13 protein-coding genes are annotated in these 18,094 nt (G+C 34.7%); 3 read left to right on the forward strand and 10 right to left on the reverse strand.

Annotated features, from left to right (window positions below; genetic code table 11):
• Positions 1-4 precede the first annotated feature (4 nt).
• Positions 5-586 carry a tRNA-(ms[2]io[6]A)-hydroxylase gene (locus tag SD960_RS09390; RefSeq protein ID WP_065448101.1) on the reverse strand — a complete coding sequence of 194 codons (582 nt, stop codon included), beginning with the start codon at positions 584-586 and terminating at the stop codon, positions 5-7.
• Between the two features lie 113 nt (positions 587-699).
• Between SD960_RS09390 and SD960_RS09395 the strand changes: the two genes are divergently transcribed.
• Positions 700-1,944 (forward strand): glycosyltransferase, encoded by a 1,245-nt coding sequence (locus tag SD960_RS09395; protein ID WP_318802434.1) that lies wholly within the window; start codon positions 700-702, stop codon positions 1,942-1,944.
• Here the strand turns inward: SD960_RS09395 and SD960_RS09400 are convergent.
• The 9 genes from SD960_RS09400 to porU form a co-directional block, all read right to left on the reverse strand.
• Positions 1,941-2,819, reverse strand: coding sequence for a helix-turn-helix domain-containing protein (locus tag SD960_RS09400; protein ID WP_318802435.1), 879 nt, complete (start codon positions 2,817-2,819; stop codon positions 1,941-1,943). The genes SD960_RS09395 and SD960_RS09400 overlap by 4 nt on opposite strands.
• A gap of 10 nt (positions 2,820-2,829) precedes the next feature.
• The gene (locus tag SD960_RS09405; protein WP_318802436.1) at positions 2,830-3,243 is read right to left on the reverse strand and encodes a nuclear transport factor 2 family protein; all 414 of its coding nucleotides are present in this window, start codon (positions 3,241-3,243) and stop codon (positions 2,830-2,832) included.
• Between the two features lie 73 nt (positions 3,244-3,316).
• Positions 3,317-3,868: a carboxymuconolactone decarboxylase family protein gene (locus SD960_RS09410; RefSeq protein WP_318802437.1), complete on the reverse strand. Its 552-nt coding sequence runs from the start codon at positions 3,866-3,868 to the stop codon at positions 3,317-3,319.
• A 485-nt stretch (positions 3,869-4,353) separates the two neighbouring features.
• Positions 4,354-6,216 carry a hydrolase/aminopeptidase gene (locus tag SD960_RS09415; protein ID WP_318802438.1) on the reverse strand — a complete coding sequence of 621 codons (1,863 nt, stop codon included), beginning with the start codon at positions 6,214-6,216 and terminating at the stop codon, positions 4,354-4,356.
• Positions 6,217-6,308: 92 nt separating this feature from the next.
• Complete coding sequence (locus SD960_RS09420; protein ID WP_318802439.1) at positions 6,309-7,952, reverse strand: pyruvate dehydrogenase complex dihydrolipoamide acetyltransferase; 1,644 nt, start codon at positions 7,950-7,952, stop codon at positions 6,309-6,311.
• A gap of 6 nt (positions 7,953-7,958) precedes the next feature.
• Complete coding sequence (pdhA, locus tag SD960_RS09425; protein ID WP_115843738.1) at positions 7,959-8,957, reverse strand: pyruvate dehydrogenase (acetyl-transferring) E1 component subunit alpha; 999 nt, start codon at positions 8,955-8,957, stop codon at positions 7,959-7,961.
• Positions 8,958-9,115: 158 nt separating this feature from the next.
• Complete coding sequence (gene cdd / locus SD960_RS09430; RefSeq protein WP_318802441.1) at positions 9,116-9,598, reverse strand: cytidine deaminase; 483 nt, start codon at positions 9,596-9,598, stop codon at positions 9,116-9,118.
• A 75-nt stretch (positions 9,599-9,673) separates the two neighbouring features.
• On the reverse strand, positions 9,674-10,882 hold the full coding sequence (gene porV, locus SD960_RS09435) for a type IX secretion system outer membrane channel protein PorV (protein WP_318802442.1): 1,209 nt from the start codon (positions 10,880-10,882) through the stop codon (positions 9,674-9,676).
• 40 nt (positions 10,883-10,922) lie between these two features.
• Positions 10,923-14,759: a type IX secretion system sortase PorU gene (gene porU / locus SD960_RS09440; RefSeq protein ID WP_318802443.1), complete on the reverse strand. Its 3,837-nt coding sequence runs from the start codon at positions 14,757-14,759 to the stop codon at positions 10,923-10,925.
• Positions 14,760-14,972: 213 nt separating this feature from the next.
• Here porU and gldJ point away from each other — a divergent pair, with 213 nt between their 5' ends.
• A complete protein-coding gene (gene gldJ, locus SD960_RS09445) occupies positions 14,973-16,655 on the forward strand; it encodes a gliding motility lipoprotein GldJ (protein ID WP_318802583.1) in 1,683 nt (560 codons plus the stop codon).
• 120 nt (positions 16,656-16,775) lie between these two features.
• On the forward strand, positions 16,776-18,059 hold the full coding sequence (locus tag SD960_RS09450) for a UDP-N-acetylmuramoyl-tripeptide--D-alanyl-D-alanine ligase (protein WP_318802444.1): 1,284 nt from the start codon (positions 16,776-16,778) through the stop codon (positions 18,057-18,059).
• The last annotated feature ends 35 nt before the right edge of the window (positions 18,060-18,094 follow it).

Raw genomic sequence — 18,094 nt, forward strand, 5'->3', positions numbered from 1 at the left:
TAGACTAGCCGTGTACAGTTTCTTTTTTTCCGTAATTGGTAATAATAGAACCTTCATATTCAATCCACTCTTTCCAGCGTTTGTCAATATCTATATTATCAGTATATTTTCGGGCAAAGCCTAAAAATGTAGTATAATGACCGGCTTCAGAAATCATTAAATCACGATAAAATTTTGCCAGTTCTTCGTCTTTTATGTTTTCAGAAAGTACTTTAAAGCGCTCGCAGCTTCTTGCTTCGATCATTGCAGAGAACAATAAGCGATCACAAAGTGCATCTTTTCGGCTTCCGTCTTTCTTCATGAATTTAAAAAGTTCATTTACATAATGATCTTTTCTTTCGCGTCCCAAAGTCAGACCTCTTTTTTTAATTATATCATGAACCATTTGTAAATGTTCCAGTTCTTCTCGGGCAATTACCAGCATTTCGGTTACTAATTCCTCAAGCTCAGAGTTATAGGTAACTAAACTAATGGCGTTTGAAGCAGCTTTCTGCTCACACCACGCATGGTCTGTCAAAATTTCTTCGATATTTGATTCGACTATATTTACCCAACGTGGATCTGTGGCTAATTTTAATCCTAACATAATTATTGCAGATTTATATTTTGCAAAATTAGTCTTTTTTTACCACCGAAAGTCAGGAAATATCGTGTAATTACGGCTAAAAAAGCATTATTTTTGTAGTTTAAAGATTTAAGATGAATCAAACAAAAAAACTTGTAATAATTGGTTTTGTGTGGCCTGAACCAAATTCGTCGGCAGCGGGCGGAAGAATGATGCAATTGATTTCTATTTTTAAGGAAAATGGATTTGAAATTACATTTGCAAGTCCGGCTTTAGACAGTGATTTTATGGTTGATTTATCACAATTTGGAGTAGAAAAAAAGTCAATAGAATTGAATAATTCCAGTTTTGATGATTTTATAATCGAATTAAATCCCGATGTTGTTTTATTTGATCGTTTTATGATCGAAGAACAATTTGGATGGCGGGTTTCTGAAAATTGTCCAAAAGCGATTCGTTTACTTGATACGGAAGATTTACATTGTTTGAGAACGGCGAGGCAGAAGGCGTTTAAAGAAAAAAGAACTTTTGAACTTCATGATTTGCTTTCAGAAGAAGTAGCAAAACGTGAAATCGCGAGTATTTTGAGATGTGACTTATCTTTTATTATTTCAAAATTTGAAATGGATCTTCTAAATGATATTTTCAAAATTGATCCCAGTCTGCTGTATTATTTGCCTTTTTTAGTTGATAAAATGTCTGAGGAAAATCTTCAGAAATTACCTTCTTTTGAAGAACGCAGGAATTTTGTCTTCATCGGAAATTTTCTTCATGAACCCAATTGGAATACAGTTCAGTATTTAAAAGAAACGATTTGGCCTTTGATTAAAAATCAATTTGCGGAAGCCGTTTTAGAGGTTTATGGCGCATATCCATCACAGAAAGTACTGCAATTGCATCAGCCTAAAAATGGTTTTTTTATAATGGGAAGGGCAGAAGACGCCAATGAAATTGTGAAAAATGCCAGAATTGTTTTGGCTCCAATTCGTTTTGGCGCGGGTTTAAAAGGGAAATTGTTAGAAGCAATGCAATGCGGAACGCCAAGTGCGACCACAACAATTGGTTCGGAAGCAATGTATGGTAATTTGCCTTGGAATGGCTTTATTACTGATGATGTTCAGGAATTTGCCCAAAAAGCTGTTGAACTCTATAAGAATGAAAATCTTTGGGAACAAGCCCAAAAAAATGGAATTGCAATTGTGAATGAATGCTATCAAAAAAATAAATATTCAGACGAATTAATTAAAATAATTAATTCATTGTTGAATGATTCTGAAAATCATCGTTTGCATAATTTTATGGGAAGTTTGCTGCAGCATCATACTTTAAAAAGCACCAAATACATGGCAAAATGGATTGAAGCTAAAAATAAAAATTAAGCTTCCATTTTTCCAAATCCCACCGTTTCTCGATACAATTGCGGCGAAACATCAGCATTAGTTTTAAAAAACCGGCTAAAATAATGTTCATCATCATAACCTAATTCGTAGGCGATTTCTTTTACGGATTTATTGGTCATGTACAATTCTCTTTTGGCTTCAATAATGATTCTTTCAGCAATTAAGTCGGTTAGTGTTTTATTGAAATAATTCTTTGATAATTTGGCTAAAGCTTTTGCCGAGATATTCAGCATGTCTGCATAGTTTCCGGCAGAATGTTTGGTTTTAAAATTATCCTCAATAGCGTCTTTTAAATTCTGAAGAATAAAAGGTTCTTTAGAATTTGGAATTGATTTCATTTCTTCTAATTGCTGATTTTTTAATCGGGAAGCTGTAATTAAAAATATTTTCAAATAAGAAACCAGTGATTCATATTGCGCTAAATCGGTGTTTTGAATTTCGGTTTTCATCTGATCCAAAACCATTTTAAAAATAGCAGAAGCTTCATCTGTAATTTTAACAAATGGCGGCTGATAGACGTTATTGAATAAAACACCGCTGCATGAAACTTCTTTTTGATGCATATGAATGCAATAAAAATCAGGATGAAAATGAATAGCAATTCCTTCAATAGGTTCTTTTACACAAAGCATAAAGGGCTGGTAAGGAGAAAAGGCGAGGAGTGAATTTTCTTCAAACTGATGTTCGGCAAAATCTGCTTTTACGTTTCCTTTTCCTTTTGTAACCCAAATTAATGAGAAAAAATTATTACGCTGCAAATGATCAAAATGGCTGTTGTCATCAAACGGAAGAATTTTGAAAGCCAAATTCCCTGTTTGTGGATTTATTAAAGTAAAAACATTTTGACTACTCATGTTTAATATTTTATAATTTTCGATCGCTTTCTTCAATTGGTAAATCATTAATGCTGGCGAATCTTTTTTGCATATAGCCATTTTCGTCAAATTCCCAAAGTTCATTTCCGTAACTGCGAAACCATTGTCCGGAATGATCTTGCCATTCATATTCAAATCTCACAGCCATTCTGTTTTCGCGAAAACCCCACAATTCTTTTTTGAGTTTGTAATGAAGTTCTTTTTTCCATTTATTGGTTAGGAATTGTTTTACTTCTTCGCGGCCATTAATAAAATCGGTTCTGTTTCTCCATTCCGTATCAATAGTATAGGCAAGCGCAACTTTTTCAGGATCTTTTGAGTTCCAGGCATCTTCGGCAATTTGAACTTTTTGAAGTGCAGTTTCAGTAGTAAAGGGAGGTAAAGGATGTCTTGGTGTTTCCATGCTATTTTTTTTAATATAAAGATAGTCATGAAATAATCACAACTATCTTTATAGCTTTGTTTTTTTTGTTGAATTAGTTTTGTAATTCTAAACTTGGAATTGCAGGAAAATCAATTTCTGTATTGGCAGTATTGTTGAAATAATTGGTTAAAACATTCAAAGCTACATGGGCTACAGTTTCTGCAATTTCAGCATCAGAAACGCCTGCATTTTTAACCGTGTTTACATCTTCGTCGTTTACCAAACCGTTTTTACTTACTAATGCTTTGGCAAATTTTAGTATGGCATCTGTTTTAGCATCTGTAGAATTTCCTGTTCTTGCATCGTGTAAAACTTGTGCGTCGGTTTTTAATAATTTTCCGCCAATGAAAGTGTGAGCGGCAACGCAATAATCACATGAATTTTTTTCTGAAATCGTTAAGGCTAATAATTCACCGGTTCTTGCACTTAATTTTCCGTGGCTCAAAGCACCGCTTAAGTTTAAATATCCTTCAAGAACTGCTGGGGAATTTCCCATTGTTCTCATCATGTTAGGAACAACTCCTAATTTTCCTTGTACGGCATTGAATAAATCTTTAGTTTTTCCTGTTACTTCTTCTGGGTTTAATGCTGTTAATCGTGTCATTGTATATAATTTTTATGTTATTATTTATTTGTTGTCTTTTGACATTACAAAGGTGCGACGATTACAGATCTTAAAACATGGAGAATTTACGCCAAGTGATGGACAATTTTCCCTGGATAGTTTTTTGAATAAAATTTTTGATTTATGTGATTTTTTAGTAGCTAATCCCGCTATCCGCTTCAATCTTTTGTTCCATTCCATTACACAAAAGGATTTCCACTCCTATCGGGGCTAGGGCAATCATTTTCATTAGAATCTTTTCGTTTAATTTGTCATTTCGCAGGAGAAATAACACGAGAAATTCCGTAAAGAAAATCGCTAATCTTTGTCGAATACTGAATGTGATTTCTCCTGCGTCGAAAAATGACAAATAAGAATAAAAAATCCCCGATTATCTTAATAATCGGGGATGTAAACTGTAAAAATGAAAAAACTGCTACTGTTCACTGCCACTTTCCAATGTGACTAAAAACTGTCACTGTAAACTATTTTAGCAAACCTTCAACAGCCTGAACGGTTGTCGCATGATAACCTGATTTTGCTTTTTCAAATATTTGTTTTGCCCAGGCTTTTCCTTCCGGGGTTTTAACCAATTCTTTATAAAGGGTCATTAATGATCCCGTTCTGCTGGTTGCAATCATAAATTGCTCAATTGCAGGATAAGCAGGTTTATATTGATGAATTATTGCCTGCGCAAACCACTGACGTTTAATAACGAAGTTTCCATTTTTAGTAAAACTAAATTCGTTATCAATTGCAGCCATTTCTTCGGCTGTAATATCTGCTGGTAAGTAATCTATAAAATGCTGTTTTTCTGTAGTTGATTTTATTTTTTGACTTAGTCCTTTAACGCTTGTTTTTCTCCAGCTTTTCTGAATATTATCTATTGCAGTAAAATCTTCAGAAGAAGGAGTTGTTATATTTGATGGAACGCCTGGTTTGTAAATCCAATCATCTAATTTTATTTTATCTGCAAGAGCTTTATCTCCTTTAATAAGGTTATCGTTTAAATATTTTACAAAATCTTCTGTTGTTATAGATTGAAAAGCATGCGCATTAAAATAGTTTTTAATAAACGGATCGAATTTTTCACGACCAACAGCAGCTTCAATTACTTTCAGGAAGTTATACCCTTTTACATAAGGAATCTGGCTAATTCCATCATCTGGATTTCTGTTTGTAAGACTTACTTTTAATCTTGTATCTGGATTTTTAGCGCCATATTCAGCGATATTATCATCTAAATCTTTTCGAGTTAAAACATCCTGCATTTCAGCCTCTTTTTTACCGAAAATTTCTTCTCCAATTCTATGTTCCACATAAGTAGTGAAGCCTTCATTTAACCAAATATCATCCCAGGTTGCGTTGGTTACTAAATTTCCACTCCAGCTGTGGCCTAATTCGTGTGCCAATAAACTCGTTAAAGAACGATCGCCGGCAATAACGCCCGGAGTCAGGAATGTTAAGTTAGGATTTTCCATTCCGCCATAAGGAAAGCTTGGAGGTAAAACCAAAACATCATAACGTCCCCAACGGTAAGGTCCATACAATTTTTCGGCAGCGCCAACCATTTTTCCAAGTTCAGCAAATTCCCATGCCGCTTTTTTTAATATAGAAGGTTCGGCATAAACTCCGGTTCTGTTGTCAATTGATTGAAAAGCAATATCTCCAACAGCAATAGCCATTAAGTAAGACGGAATCGCCTTATCTTGTTTGAAAGTATAAATTCCTGTATCATTTTTTTGTTGCGGATTTACAGAGGCGCTCATTACCGCCAATAAATCTTTAGGAACCGTAACTTTAGCATTATAGGTAAAACGTATTCCCGGTGAATCCTGACACGGAATCCAGGTACGAGACCAAATACTTTCGCCTTGAGAGAAAACAAAAGGTTTCTTTTTATCTGCAGTTTGTTGCGGATTTAACCATTGCAATGCAACAGCATCTTTGGTGGTGCTGTAATAGATGTTAACTTTTGTAGTGTTTGGTTCAATAGTAATATGAAGTGGTTTTCCGTGAAATTCAACTTCGTTTCCGAGTTCGAATTTGGTTTCTTTTTCTTCGTCACCTAAAGTTACTTTGGTAATGTTTAGTGTGTTTTCATCAAAGATAATTTCGTTTCCTTTGCTAATATTATCAATTTTCCAGGAAGCTTTTCCTGAGATTGTTTGTGTATCAAAGTCAACTTTGATGTCAAGATCTAAGTGTTTTACAACAGCAAGATCTGCTTTAGAAAAGGTGTGTTCGTCTTTAATAGTAGCTTTAGCAGTGTTTGTTTTTTCTGCCGAATCTTTTTTCTGACACGCAAAAGCTGCTAAAAATAAAGTTACTAAGAATATTTTTTTCATATTTATGAAGTATTGAAATTGAGAAACTAAAATTAAATAAAAAATCCCGTTCTGATTACTCAAAACGGGATTTAAATATGTAAAACAATCGATTATGCCAACATTGTAACCGGGCTTTCGATGTATTGTTTTAACGTTTGTAAAAATTGAGCTCCGGTTGCACCGTCAATTGTTCTGTGGTCACAAGCTAATGATAACATCATTGTGTTTCCAACTACAATCTGACCGTTTTTAACTACTGGTTTCTCAACAATTGCACCTACAGAAAGGATAGCAGAGTTTGGTTGGTTGATAATTGAATTAAATTCAGTAATACCAAACATTCCAAGGTTAGATACTGTAAAAGTACTTCCTTCCATTTCTTGTGGTCCTAATTTTTTGTTTTTAGCTCTTCCTGCAAGATCTCTTACTGAAGCACCAATTTGAGATAAACTCATAGCGTCTGTAAATTTCAATACAGGAACTACTAATCCGTCTTCAACTGCTACAGCAACACCAATATTAACGTGGTGGTTGATGATGATAGCATCTTCTTTCCACTGAGAGTTAATTTTTGGATGTTTTTTCAAGGCTAAAGCACAAGCTTTAATTACCATATCGTTGAACGATACTTTTGTATCAGGAACCGTATTGATTGTTGCTCTTGCGCCCATTGCTTCGTCCATGCTTACTTCGATCACTAAGTTGTAGTGAGGAGCTGTAAATAAAGATTCTGCCAAACGTTTTGCAATAATTTTACGCATTTGAGAGTTTTTGATCTCTTCTGTGTAAACTTCTCCGGCAGGAACAAATACTTTTGGAGCAGCTGGTGCAGCAGTTTCTGATTTAGCATCAGCACTTGCAGCAGGTTTTGCTTGTGTAGACGGCGTAAAGTTTTCGATATCGCTTTTTACAATACGTCCGTTTTCTCCAGAACCTTTAACCTGAGTCAATTGGATTCCTTTATCAGAAGCAATTTTTTTAGCTAAAGGTGAAGCTAAAATTCTTCCTCCATTTGATGAAGTATCAGCAGTTGCTTCTGTTGCTTTTTCAGCAGCAGGAGCAGCTTTAGTTTCTTCTGCAGCAGGAGCACTTGCAGTTGCAGCGCCTCCGGCAGTATAGTTATCAGCAATTCCAGAAATGTCAGTTCCTGCAGGTCCAATGATGGCTAATAAGCTATCAACGGGAGCAGTATTTCCTTCCTGAATTCCGATGTATAATAATGTTCCGGCATTGAAAGACTCAAACTCCATTGTTGCTTTGTCTGTTTCAATTTCTGCCAAAATATCTCCTTCTGCAACAGTATCACCTACTTTTTTCAACCAGGTTGCTACAGTTCCTTCTGTCATCGTATCACTTAAACGTGGCATAGTTACTACTATAACACCTTTTGGTAATTCAGTTGCAGTTTTTGCAGGAGCAGCAGTTTCTGTTTTTGCTTCAGCAGCAGGAGCGTCAGCTTTTGGAGCTTCGGCAGCAGGAGCGTCTCCACCAGCTAAAAGTGCTGAAATGTCTTCTCCTTCTTTTCCAATAATTGCTAATAATGAATCAACCGGAGCAGTTTCTCCAGCTTGAATTCCAATATGTAAAAGAGTTCCTTCGTTAAAAGATTCGAACTCCATTGTTGCTTTGTCTGTTTCAATTTCAGCTAAGATATCTCCTTCGCTAATTTTGTCGCCTACTTTTTTTAACCAAGTCGCTACCGTTCCTTCCGTCATAGTATCGCTCAAACGAGGCATTGTTACTTTAATAGCCATAATTAATTATAGTTTATGAGGTGTAAATGGATAGTCTTCTTGTGCGTATACTACATCGTATAATTGTTGCAATTCAGGATATGGAGATTCTTCAGCAAATTTCTGACATTCCTCAACTAAATCCTTAACTCTTTGGTCAATTGCTTCAATTTCTTCTTCTGTAGCGTATTTTTGATCCATAATTACATCTAAAACCTGAGTAATAGGGTCAATTTTTTTGTATTCTTCAACCTCTTCTTTAGAACGGTATAATTGTGCATCAGACATTGAGTGTCCTCTGTAACGGTACGTTTTCATTTCAAGGAAAGTTGGTCCGTCTCCACGACGCGCTCTTTCGATAGCTTCGTGCATTGCTTCAGCAACTTTTACAGGATTCATTCCGTCAACAGGTCCGCAAGGCATTTCGTATCCTAAACCAAGTTTCCAGATATCAGTGTGATTTGCAGTTCTTTCTACAGATGTTCCCATTGCATAACCGTTGTTTTCAACGATAAATACAACTGGTAACTTCCATAACATAGCCATATTGAAAGCTTCGTGTAATGAACCTTGTCTTGCAGCCCCGTCACCAAAATAAGTCATGGTAACACCTCCAGTGTTGAAATATTTATCAGCAAAAGCCAAACCAGCTCCTACTGGAATTTGTCCACCTACGATTCCGTGACCTCCGTAAAAACGGTGCTCTTTAGAGAAAATGTGCATAGAACCTCCCATACCTTTAGAAGTTCCTGTTACTTTTCCTAAAAGTTCAGCCATTACGTTTCTGGGATCAACTCCCATACCAATTGGCTGTACGTGGTTTCTGTAAGCAGTAATCATTTTATCTTTAGTCAGGTCCATAGCGTGCAACGCGCCTGCTAATACAGCTTCCTGACCATTATATAAGTGTAGAAAACCTCTAACTTTTTGTTGAATGTATAATGCTGCAAGTTTGTCTTCAAACTTTCTCCAAAGCAGCATGTCTTCGTACCACTTTAAATATACTTCTTTTGTAACTTCTTTCATCTGAATTCTTTCTTTTGCTAAAGTTTGTTTGTGTTATCAATTGTTGCCTATAACGCAAAATAGTTTCCTCCCACAAATTTGCGCCCGAAAGGTCGGGATGCAAAAATAAGACATTACATTTAAGAACTAAAATTTAAACGCTACTTTTTGGCTTTTTTTTACAAGAACTTTTTATCAAACATAAAAGGGAGCAAATTTTTAAGGGATGTTGATTTGTAAACCTCCCCAATTTCGCCCATAAAATAGATTTCTATAGGGGTTTCCTGTTTAATTTCGTATTCTGCTATTGATTGGCGGCATGAACCACATGGCGGAATTGGAGCTTTTGTCTGATTGTTGTCTGACGCTGCTGTAATTGCCATTTTTACGATTTTGGCTTCCGGATAAACACTTCCGGCGTAAAAAATAGCGACACGTTCTGCACATAATCCCGAAGGATAAGCTGCGTTTTCCTGATTTGATCCCAGAACTATTTTTCCATTATCTAAAAGTAAAGCCGCGCCAACTCTAAATTTTGAGTAGGGTGCATATGCTTTTTTTCGAATTTCAATTGCCTGTTCCATTAAGTCCTGAACTTCATTTGAAAGTTCTTTTATTGAATCATAAACTAAAAATGATGATGTAACGCTTATTTCTTTCATTCTTTTTAAGGGAAAAAAAATCCAAATTTCTAAAATCAGAAATTTGGATTGTTATATTGTTTAAATTTTTCTTGTTTAGTATTGCTCGTATTTATCGCCAAAGTTAAACGTTAAAGAAAAACGAAGTGTGTTTTCTAAAGGATTTTTAACTTTTGATGACGAAAATAAATATGATACGTCAATTTTTACTGCACTATACTTGAATCCTGCTCCTAAAGAGAAAAATTGTCGGGCTCCTTTTTCAGGGCTCTCGTGAAAATATCCTGCTCTTACTGCGAATGAATCCTGATACATATATTCTGCACCAACACTATAGGTGATTTCTTTTAGTTCTTCGCTAAAACCGTCCGGAGCATCTCCAAAAGATTTAAATATTCCAGAAACCCAGCCAATATCATTGTAAGCTTTATAATTTGCAGCATCGGCATCTGCCTGAGAAATATCGCCGACATCAGTAAAGTCTCCATCTCCGTTTGCATCAACAGCGGTTCCAGGTCCTGGAGGAGTTGGTACTAAAAGTTTTGTAAATTCTACACTTACCCCCACTTTATTATAATCGTCTAAAATAAAATCGAAACCTCCTCCTAACCTTAGGTTTGCTGGTAAAAAGTTAGCACTTATATCATCATTATCATAACTGATTTTTTGACCTACATTTTGCATATTAAAACCTGCTCTCCATCTTCCGTTAAAATCAGCATAAGCAATTTCATCAGATTGATAGAAGCCCGCAATGTCTACTGCAAAAGAACTTGCAGCTGATGCGTCAATGTCGGTTGAAGGAATTTTTAAGTTTGAACGGATGTATCTTGCACCAACAGCCATAGAGAATTTATCACTTAATTTTAATGAATAAGATCCATCTAAGGCAAATTCATTAGGATTTACTTCTCTTGTAGGTTCGTTTGGGTCTCCGGTTTCTCTTAGTTCAATTCCTCCAAAACCAAAGTAACGAAAGCTTGTTGCAAAAGCACTTCGTTCGTTAATTTTGTTGTAGTAAGTAAGTTGTCCTAAAGAAATGTCGTTGGCCAAATCTGTCAAATAAGGAGTGTAGCTTATTGAAAGTCCTTGCGCATCTGTTGCAAATGCATATTTTGCAGGATTCCATTGTTGAGAGTAAGCATCTGTTGATGTTGCAACTCCCTGATCTGCCATACCTGCCGCTCTTGCATCAGCAGCAACTAATAGGAAAGGTACTCCGGTAGTAATAGGACGTGTAATGTCTTGGGCTTTTGCGTACGAAATAATTAATAAACAAATTAATAGTAGAGATATTTTTTTCATTTATAGATTTAAGGTTTTTATGGTAAAAATATATATATATTTATAATATGACAAGTTTTTCGTACTTTTCTGCTCTTTTATTTGTTAAATTTGATCTCACAGTGAGTTTATAGATGTAAACGCCTTTCCCAATGCGGTCTCCAAAATCATCTTTGCCGTCCCAGGTTATCTCTCTTGATAAAAAGCCTTCGGTTGTAATCACCTGATTTTTTGTCCATACCACTTTTCCTGTAATTGTCATCACCTGAACCTGCACATCCAAAGGTTCGTAAGGTCTGTTGTGTGAAAACCAAAATTGAGTGTAGGTCGAAAATGGATTTGGATAATTAAGAACGTGTGTCAGCGTCAGCGATTCATCTCCAACAACTATAAACTGTATTTCACTTGTAACGGGATTGTTATAAACATCCCAGGCTGTAAAGCTTATAGTGTGCAATCCTGCTTCTAAATTTCTTAGCGGAAAACGTAAATTTCCATTTGTGTAATCGTCTAATTTAGTTTGATAGTAATCGTTTAATATATAAGGATTACTTACATCGCCGTCTAAAATCGCAACAATGTCATGGCCAATTCCGCTAGCGGTATTTATTCCGTTTTCATCTTCTAAAAAAGCCAATAAAAATGGGGAACTATTCGTGATTCCGCCAGAAACAAAAGTTTCATCGTTCATATATAACTTCACTTTCGGATTAATATTGTCCACAGGTGCATTTTCATTTATTCCGCCTATTTTAATGGCGGTATTATAGCCTGATTGATTCTCTAAAATTGTTGTTTTCTTGGCATAAAAGCTAATTCGGCCATAGTCTAAAGGGATTCTAATGTCTCTTGGCACAACAAAACTAAATTCAAACTGACCATTGGTTACTGATGCATTTCCTCTAAAAATGGTTTCTCCCAAAGTTTTGAAAGACATTGCAGGACTATAACCATCGTTATTTAATGTTGTGGTTGTAATTAATTTATCAAAAACAGCAGTAGCTAATTCGCCATTATAATTGCTTAAAATAGTATTGTTCTCGTCTGTAATTTCTCCTGTAATTTTAATTTTTGCTAAAGATTTAAAATCATCAATAGGTTGTGAAATAACAACATCATTTACTTTTGTTAAATTAATTCTGGGTTTTGGAATAGCCAGCATCAAAGCGGGATCTCCAATATAAAAAATCACATTACTGGATGAGCTTGGATTGTCATTTTTAGAAATTCGAAGCGCTTCTGAGATCGTAGTATATTGGTTTGCACCATAAGAAAGCAGGTTTTTTGTAAGGCTGTCATTAAAATTTTCTGCATTATATTGACCTATAGAGCGAATGGTTGTAAGCATTGCAATGGCTCCTCCTTTCGGGTTCCAAAATGTGTATTCGCCCGCTGTTGGCCTTGTTGGGTCATCAAATCTCGAAAACTCGCAGGTAATGGTTATGAATAAAGGATATTTGTATTGATTGTTTAAGTTTTGACCGTCAGATTTCTCCCAGATTCTTTCGCTTGCTAATCCATCTTCGCCACCATGACCTAAATAATTAAAGACTAAAGCTCCTTTTTCAAAAGCATCAAAAAAGTCAGTTCTTGCTTTAGGATATCTCGATCCTCCGGCAGAAGCTTCCTGAGTATAAGAGTCCAGAATAATTTTGTCAATATTAAAAAAAGGTTTTTCGGTTGAGATAAGATCTGCCAATGCGTTTTGACGGGATTGTAAAGAAGCGTCAGAACTCTGGTCGGCATCATCGCTTACTAAAACAAAATTATTTCTCCAGTTTCCATACGATTTAGTATCGTGATATTCTAAAACTTTAGTGACCATTTCTTCGGCCTGAGCATTGTCTGAAATTAGCATTCTTCCAACCGCGATATCAATTCCTCCAAAAAAAGAAATCACATTTCCTTCATCAGCATCCATGAGGCCGTAGAAGTCATCTGATGCAAATGAAGATTCTCCAACGGTATTACTGTTTAAGGAATGATATATAGGTACAATATTCGTGTTATTTGAAATTCTGTTTTTATAATCGAATGATGCATCTCCAAACAAATTCACGTATTTAATTCTTTTTTCTGCAGAAGAAGCATTTTCATAAATATATCGAATGCAGTTTCTAATGGCCGAAATATCTTGTTTTCCAGAAGAAAATTCCTGATAGATGTTCTCTAGCGAAATTACTTTTACATTTAGATTAGAGTTTGTGCGATGAAAATTGGCAAGTTTTTCAGCTTGGGAAATTAAAATTTTGGGAGTTATAATTACATAATCAATATCCTGAAATGCATTTTGATTGTTTCGAAAAAGTGTTCCTTTCAAATCCTGGTTTGCAATTTTTGGCTGACTATCTTTTAAAGGAGTATAAAAATCTGATGCATCAATTGCAATATATTTTCGAATTTCTCCTAAAGAAGCTTTAAAGCTAAAAATGGCTAAATTTGTATTTTCTATTTTTGATACATTATATAGGTCTGTAACATCCCAAATCTGGCTAATGCCTGAAGCGTTGCCAACAGTGTAATTCACAATTCCTGGAGTTGAACCCGCCAGATCGTATTGAAACTTAAATTGTTTTCCGGTTCCCTGTAGTTTTCGTTTTGCACTTAAGTTGATATAATCCAGATATCCTTTTGATCCGGGTACACCATTATTATTATAGGTAAGTTTTATTTTGATATTATCAGTACCTGTAAAAGTGCTATTGGAAGGGAGTTTTACCGAGTAATATCTAACATCAGAACTTGCTACTAATGAATTAAATGAAATGTTGCCAATGTTTTGCCCGTTGGCAGAAACCGCAAAAGAAGTAGGAGTATAGGCAGCCGAAGCTGCGTTTACTTCTATTTTTACAGGAATTGTTGTTTCCAGATTAGGAAAGCTGAACTCAAATTCCTGTTCTGCATTAATATCGAACGCTTCTCCTAGCCATTGGCGGCCTAAATGGGCAACGTTAGTAAGATCAACTTCGTGAAATTGATAGTCATCAAACGTGTTTAAGTTCAGTGTAGCGTTGCCTGTTGGCTGATTTGCGGTAGAAATTCTTTTTCCATCACTGCCCGTAGCTGTAATATAATAGTATGATTTGGTATCGTATAAATTAATATTAGTCTGGCTTTCAGTATTCCAGTTATCAACTCCTTCGGCATAAAAAAGAATATAGTCTTCATTGTTAAAAGTTCCGTCGTTTTCTCCTGTAACCTGAATGCTGTTTTCCATTAAGTCATCAGGATAATAAGTGTTGTTTGCTAATGGAAGCATTTTTCCGCCATTTCCATAAATTTTGATTCTTCTCGGATCAACTTTGCCTGCATCAAATCCTAAACTCTGTAAAAAAGACTTTGAAATTTTATAAACCCCTGATTTTTCGACATAAAAGCGATACCATTCGCCAGAAGCCAAAACAGAATTAGAAACTAAGGCTGATTTTTGATAAGAAGAAGAATTACTGCTTTTTGCTGTACTATTATTTATTGTATACGAAAATGACTTGATTCGTTTATAGCTATTTCCTTCCTTAATAATTGGATAAAGAGAAAGAAAAGTTTGTTTCTTATCCCTTGCTGAGACGTTTTTTAATGTTTCATTAGGTCTGTCCGGAATGTTTTGAAGTGTTAAATCTCCTAAATCCGTAATTGAAATTGTTTCGTATATGACGTTAGTTAACGAAACAGAACTGCTGTTTGAAGAGCTCGATTCGCCAAGTTTAAGAAGCAATGTTATGCTTTTTTTAGTAGTATCGAACCTAAAACTGCTTCCTGTGAAGTAAGGTATGATTATTTTGTATTCGCCAAAACTCATCTCTTTTTTATTTTGCCAATCTAATGTGAGGCCGCCATTTATCTGAGAAAATGAGACAAAAGGAATCAAAAAAAGATATAGAATTATAGCTTGTTTCATAGGTTGAAAATACTAGTTTGAAATTAAAATATTTTAGTAAGTAAAAATATAGTATTTCATGTTATAGTAAATAATAAAAAGTATATTTTTGCGTTCGTAACTATAGGTTATTTTCTGGTAAAAAACAGCTAAATAAAATTATTAGAACAGATGTTGCTAATTAAATGTTAATTATTATATTGCAGCACCTAAATTTATCACCTAAGAATGAGTATGAAAGTAAACAAAATTGTAGTCTTGCAATTAATGATGTCAATGGTATTGATGTTGGGCACGGCTAGTTGTAGCAAAAAATCGAGTTCAAGCCACGCTTCTAGAGCAACAGGTTGGGATGTAGATAGTCAGAATGGAACTGCTGCTAGAAATGCAGGAAAAAAACAACAGGCTGGTCCTGGTTTAGTTTTTGTTGAAGGAGGTACATTTACTATGGGTAAAGTACAGGATGATGTTATGCACGATTGGAATAACACCCCAACTCAACAACACGTTCAATCATTCTACATGGATGAAACTGAAGTTACGAATGGTATGTACTTAGAGTACCTGGAGTGGCTTAAGAAAGTTTTCCCTCCAACAGAAGAAAATTACAAAAATATTTATGAAGGAGCATCTCCTGATACTTTGGTATGGAGAAATCGTTTAGGATATAACGAAACGATGACTAATAATTACTTAAGACACCCATCTTATGCTAACTATCCTGTAGTTGGTGTTAACTGGATTCAAGCTGTTGAATTTAGTAAATGGAGAACAGACCGTGTAAACGAAGCTGTTCTTGAAAAAGACGGATATCTTAAAAAAGGTGCTAAAACTACAGACGTAAGTGCTGAAAGTTTATTTAATACTGAAGCTTACCTTGCTTCACCTTCTACTACTTATGGTGGTAATGAAGAATTAGTATTAAAGAAAAATCCAAACGGAAGAAGACCAAAAGCTAATAAAGATGGTGTAGTAGAAGAAAAAAATGTGTATGCACAACGTTCTTCTGGAGTTATCTTACCAGAATACAGACTTCCTACAGAAGCTGAATGGGAATATGCAGCGGCAGCTGATGTTGGACAAAGAGAATACAATATATATAAAGGACAAAAGAAATATCCTTGGTCTGGAGATTATACTCGTTCAGCAAAACGTAAAAATAAAGGAGATCAATTGGCTAACTTTAAACAAGGAAACGGTGATTACGGTGGAATTGCAGGTTGGTCAGATGATGGAGCAGATATCACAAATGCTGTAAAAAGCTATGCTGCAAATGATTTCGGATTATACGATATGGCAGGTAACGTTGCAGAATGGGTTGCTGACGTTTACAGACCTATTATTGATAATGAAGCAAATGATTTTAACTACTATAGAGGAAATCAATACGCTAAAAACAAAATTGGTAAAGACGGTAAACTTGAAATCATTACTAAAGACAATATCAAATATGATACTTTAAGTAACGGTAAAGTTGTAGCCAGAAATCTTCCGGGAGAAATTGCTCAGGTGCCAGTTGACGAAAACGAAACTTACTTGAGAACAAATTTCAGTACAAGTGACAACATCAATTATAGAGATGGTGACAAACAATCATCTAAATATTTTGACTTTGGAGATTCAGAATCTGGAACAAAAACTGATCAAACAATGTACAACTCTCCTAAACATAATATCACTACAGATAGTTTAGGTAAGGTTTTGAGAAAATATGACAACTCTAGTAAACGTACTACTTTAATCGATGATAAAGTAAGAGTTTATAAAGGAGGTTCTTGGAGAGACAGAGCTTATTGGTTAGATCCGGCTCAAAGAAGATATTTCCCTCAGGATATGGCAACTGATTATATCGGTTTCAGATGTGCAATGTCTAGAGTAGGTTCTAAAGCTGAAAGAAGAAAGTCGCCTAGAAACTAAGTTTTAGAAATTTCAAAATAAAAGATTCCAAATTCCAAGTGCTGAATATTCAGTTTGGAATTTGGAATTTTTTTGTAATAACTTTTCTATTTTTACAATTCATAAAAAAATGTTTTATAAATGAATATTCAGGAAATTCATAATTTGTTTTTGCAATGTAAATCTGTTTCAATTGATACACGAAAAATTGAAAAAGGTTCTATGTTTTTTGCTATTAAAGGAGAAAATTTTGATGCTAATACTTTTGCTCAGCAAGCATTGGATTTAGGTGCTTTGTTTGTTGTTATTGACAACGAGGCCTACTTAATAGATGAAAGAACTATTCTGGTTCAAAATAGTTTAGAAACATTACAGGAATTGTCAAAATTTCACAGAGCATATTTAAAATTGCCAATTATTGCTTTAACAGGAAGTAATGGTAAAACAACAACCAAAGAATTGATTAATGTTGTTTTGGCTAAAAAATTCAACACAAAAGCAACAATTGGAAACTTAAATAATCATATTGGAGTTCCGTTAACCTTATTGTCTTTTAATGGTGAAACTCAAATTGGGATTGTTGAAATGGGAGCAAATCATAAAAAAGAGATTGAATTTTTATGTGAAATTGCACAGCCTGATTATGGTTATATAACCAATTTTGGCAAAGCTCATTTAGAAGGTTTTGGTGGTGTTGAAGGCGTAATTGAAGGAAAAAGTGAGATGTATCAATATCTTGCCAAAAATAAGAAAACGGCTTTTGTGAATCTGGAAGACCCAATTCAGATTGAAAAATCAAGCGCCATAGCTTCGTTTACATTTGGAATTAAAAAAGAGAAAGCTGATTTGGAAATTAATAGTATTGAAGCTAATCCATTTGTAGAAATTAAGTATAATGATTTTAATGTAAAGTCTAATTTAATTGGCCTTTATAACGCTAATAATATTAATGCGGCTGTTGCTATAGGAACTTACTTTAAAGTTGATACAAAAGATATAAAGGCGGCTATTGAAGGATATGTTCCGGATAACAATAGATCTCAATTATTGAAAAAAGGTACAAATCAAATTATTTTGGATGCTTATAATGCAAATCCTAGCAGTATGGCGGTAGCTATTGCCAATTTTGTACAATTAGATAATCCAAAAAAAGTGATGATTTTGGGAGATATGTTCGAATTAGGGAACGAAAGTATTCACGAGCATAAAATCATTGTTGATTCAGTTTCAAATCAAAGCGAATCTGCTTGTTATTTCATTGGAAAAGCATTTTATGAGAATAGAATTTCAAAAGAATATATCTGGTTTTTTGAGACCTTTGATGCTTTTGCAGAATACCTTAAAACCATAAATTTTAATGACAATATTATTTTAATTAAAGGTTCAAGAGGAATGGCTCTTGAGCGAAGTTTAGAATATATTTAATTTTTATAGCAAAAAACAAAACAGCCATTTATCAT

The organism is Flavobacterium sp. MMLR14_040, assembly GCF_033657265.1.
Taxonomy (GTDB): Bacteria; Bacteroidota; Bacteroidia; order Flavobacteriales; family Flavobacteriaceae; genus Flavobacterium.

What these genes read in the sequence shown, in the direction of transcription:
- porV (WP_318802442.1), bottom strand. Translation starts at nt 10,882, where the DNA reads ATGAAAAAAATATCTCTACTATTAATTTGTTTATTAATTATTTCGTAC.
- SD960_RS09420 (WP_318802439.1), bottom strand. Translation starts at nt 7,952, where the DNA reads ATGGCTATTAAAGTAACAATGCCTCGTTTGAGCGATACTATGACGGAA.
- SD960_RS09405 (WP_318802436.1), bottom strand. Translation starts at nt 3,243, where the DNA reads ATGGAAACACCAAGACATCCTTTACCTCCCTTTACTACTGAAACTGCA.
- SD960_RS09400 (WP_318802435.1), bottom strand. Translation starts at nt 2,819, where the DNA reads ATGAGTAGTCAAAATGTTTTTACTTTAATAAATCCACAAACAGGGAAT.
- porU (WP_318802443.1), bottom strand. Translation starts at nt 14,759, where the DNA reads ATGAAACAAGCTATAATTCTATATCTTTTTTTGATTCCTTTTGTCTCA.
- SD960_RS09450 (WP_318802444.1), top strand. Translation starts at nt 16,776, where the DNA reads ATGAATATTCAGGAAATTCATAATTTGTTTTTGCAATGTAAATCTGTT.
- cdd (WP_318802441.1), bottom strand. Translation starts at nt 9,598, where the DNA reads ATGAAAGAAATAAGCGTTACATCATCATTTTTAGTTTATGATTCAATA.
- SD960_RS09415 (WP_318802438.1), bottom strand. Translation starts at nt 6,216, where the DNA reads ATGAAAAAAATATTCTTAGTAACTTTATTTTTAGCAGCTTTTGCGTGT.
- pdhA (WP_115843738.1), bottom strand. Translation starts at nt 8,957, where the DNA reads ATGAAAGAAGTTACAAAAGAAGTATATTTAAAGTGGTACGAAGACATG.
- SD960_RS09395 (WP_318802434.1), top strand. Translation starts at nt 700, where the DNA reads ATGAATCAAACAAAAAAACTTGTAATAATTGGTTTTGTGTGGCCTGAA.
- SD960_RS09410 (WP_318802437.1), bottom strand. Translation starts at nt 3,868, where the DNA reads ATGACACGATTAACAGCATTAAACCCAGAAGAAGTAACAGGAAAAACT.
- SD960_RS09390 (WP_065448101.1), bottom strand. Translation starts at nt 586, where the DNA reads ATGTTAGGATTAAAATTAGCCACAGATCCACGTTGGGTAAATATAGTC.
- gldJ (WP_318802583.1), top strand. Translation starts at nt 14,973, where the DNA reads ATGAAAGTAAACAAAATTGTAGTCTTGCAATTAATGATGTCAATGGTA.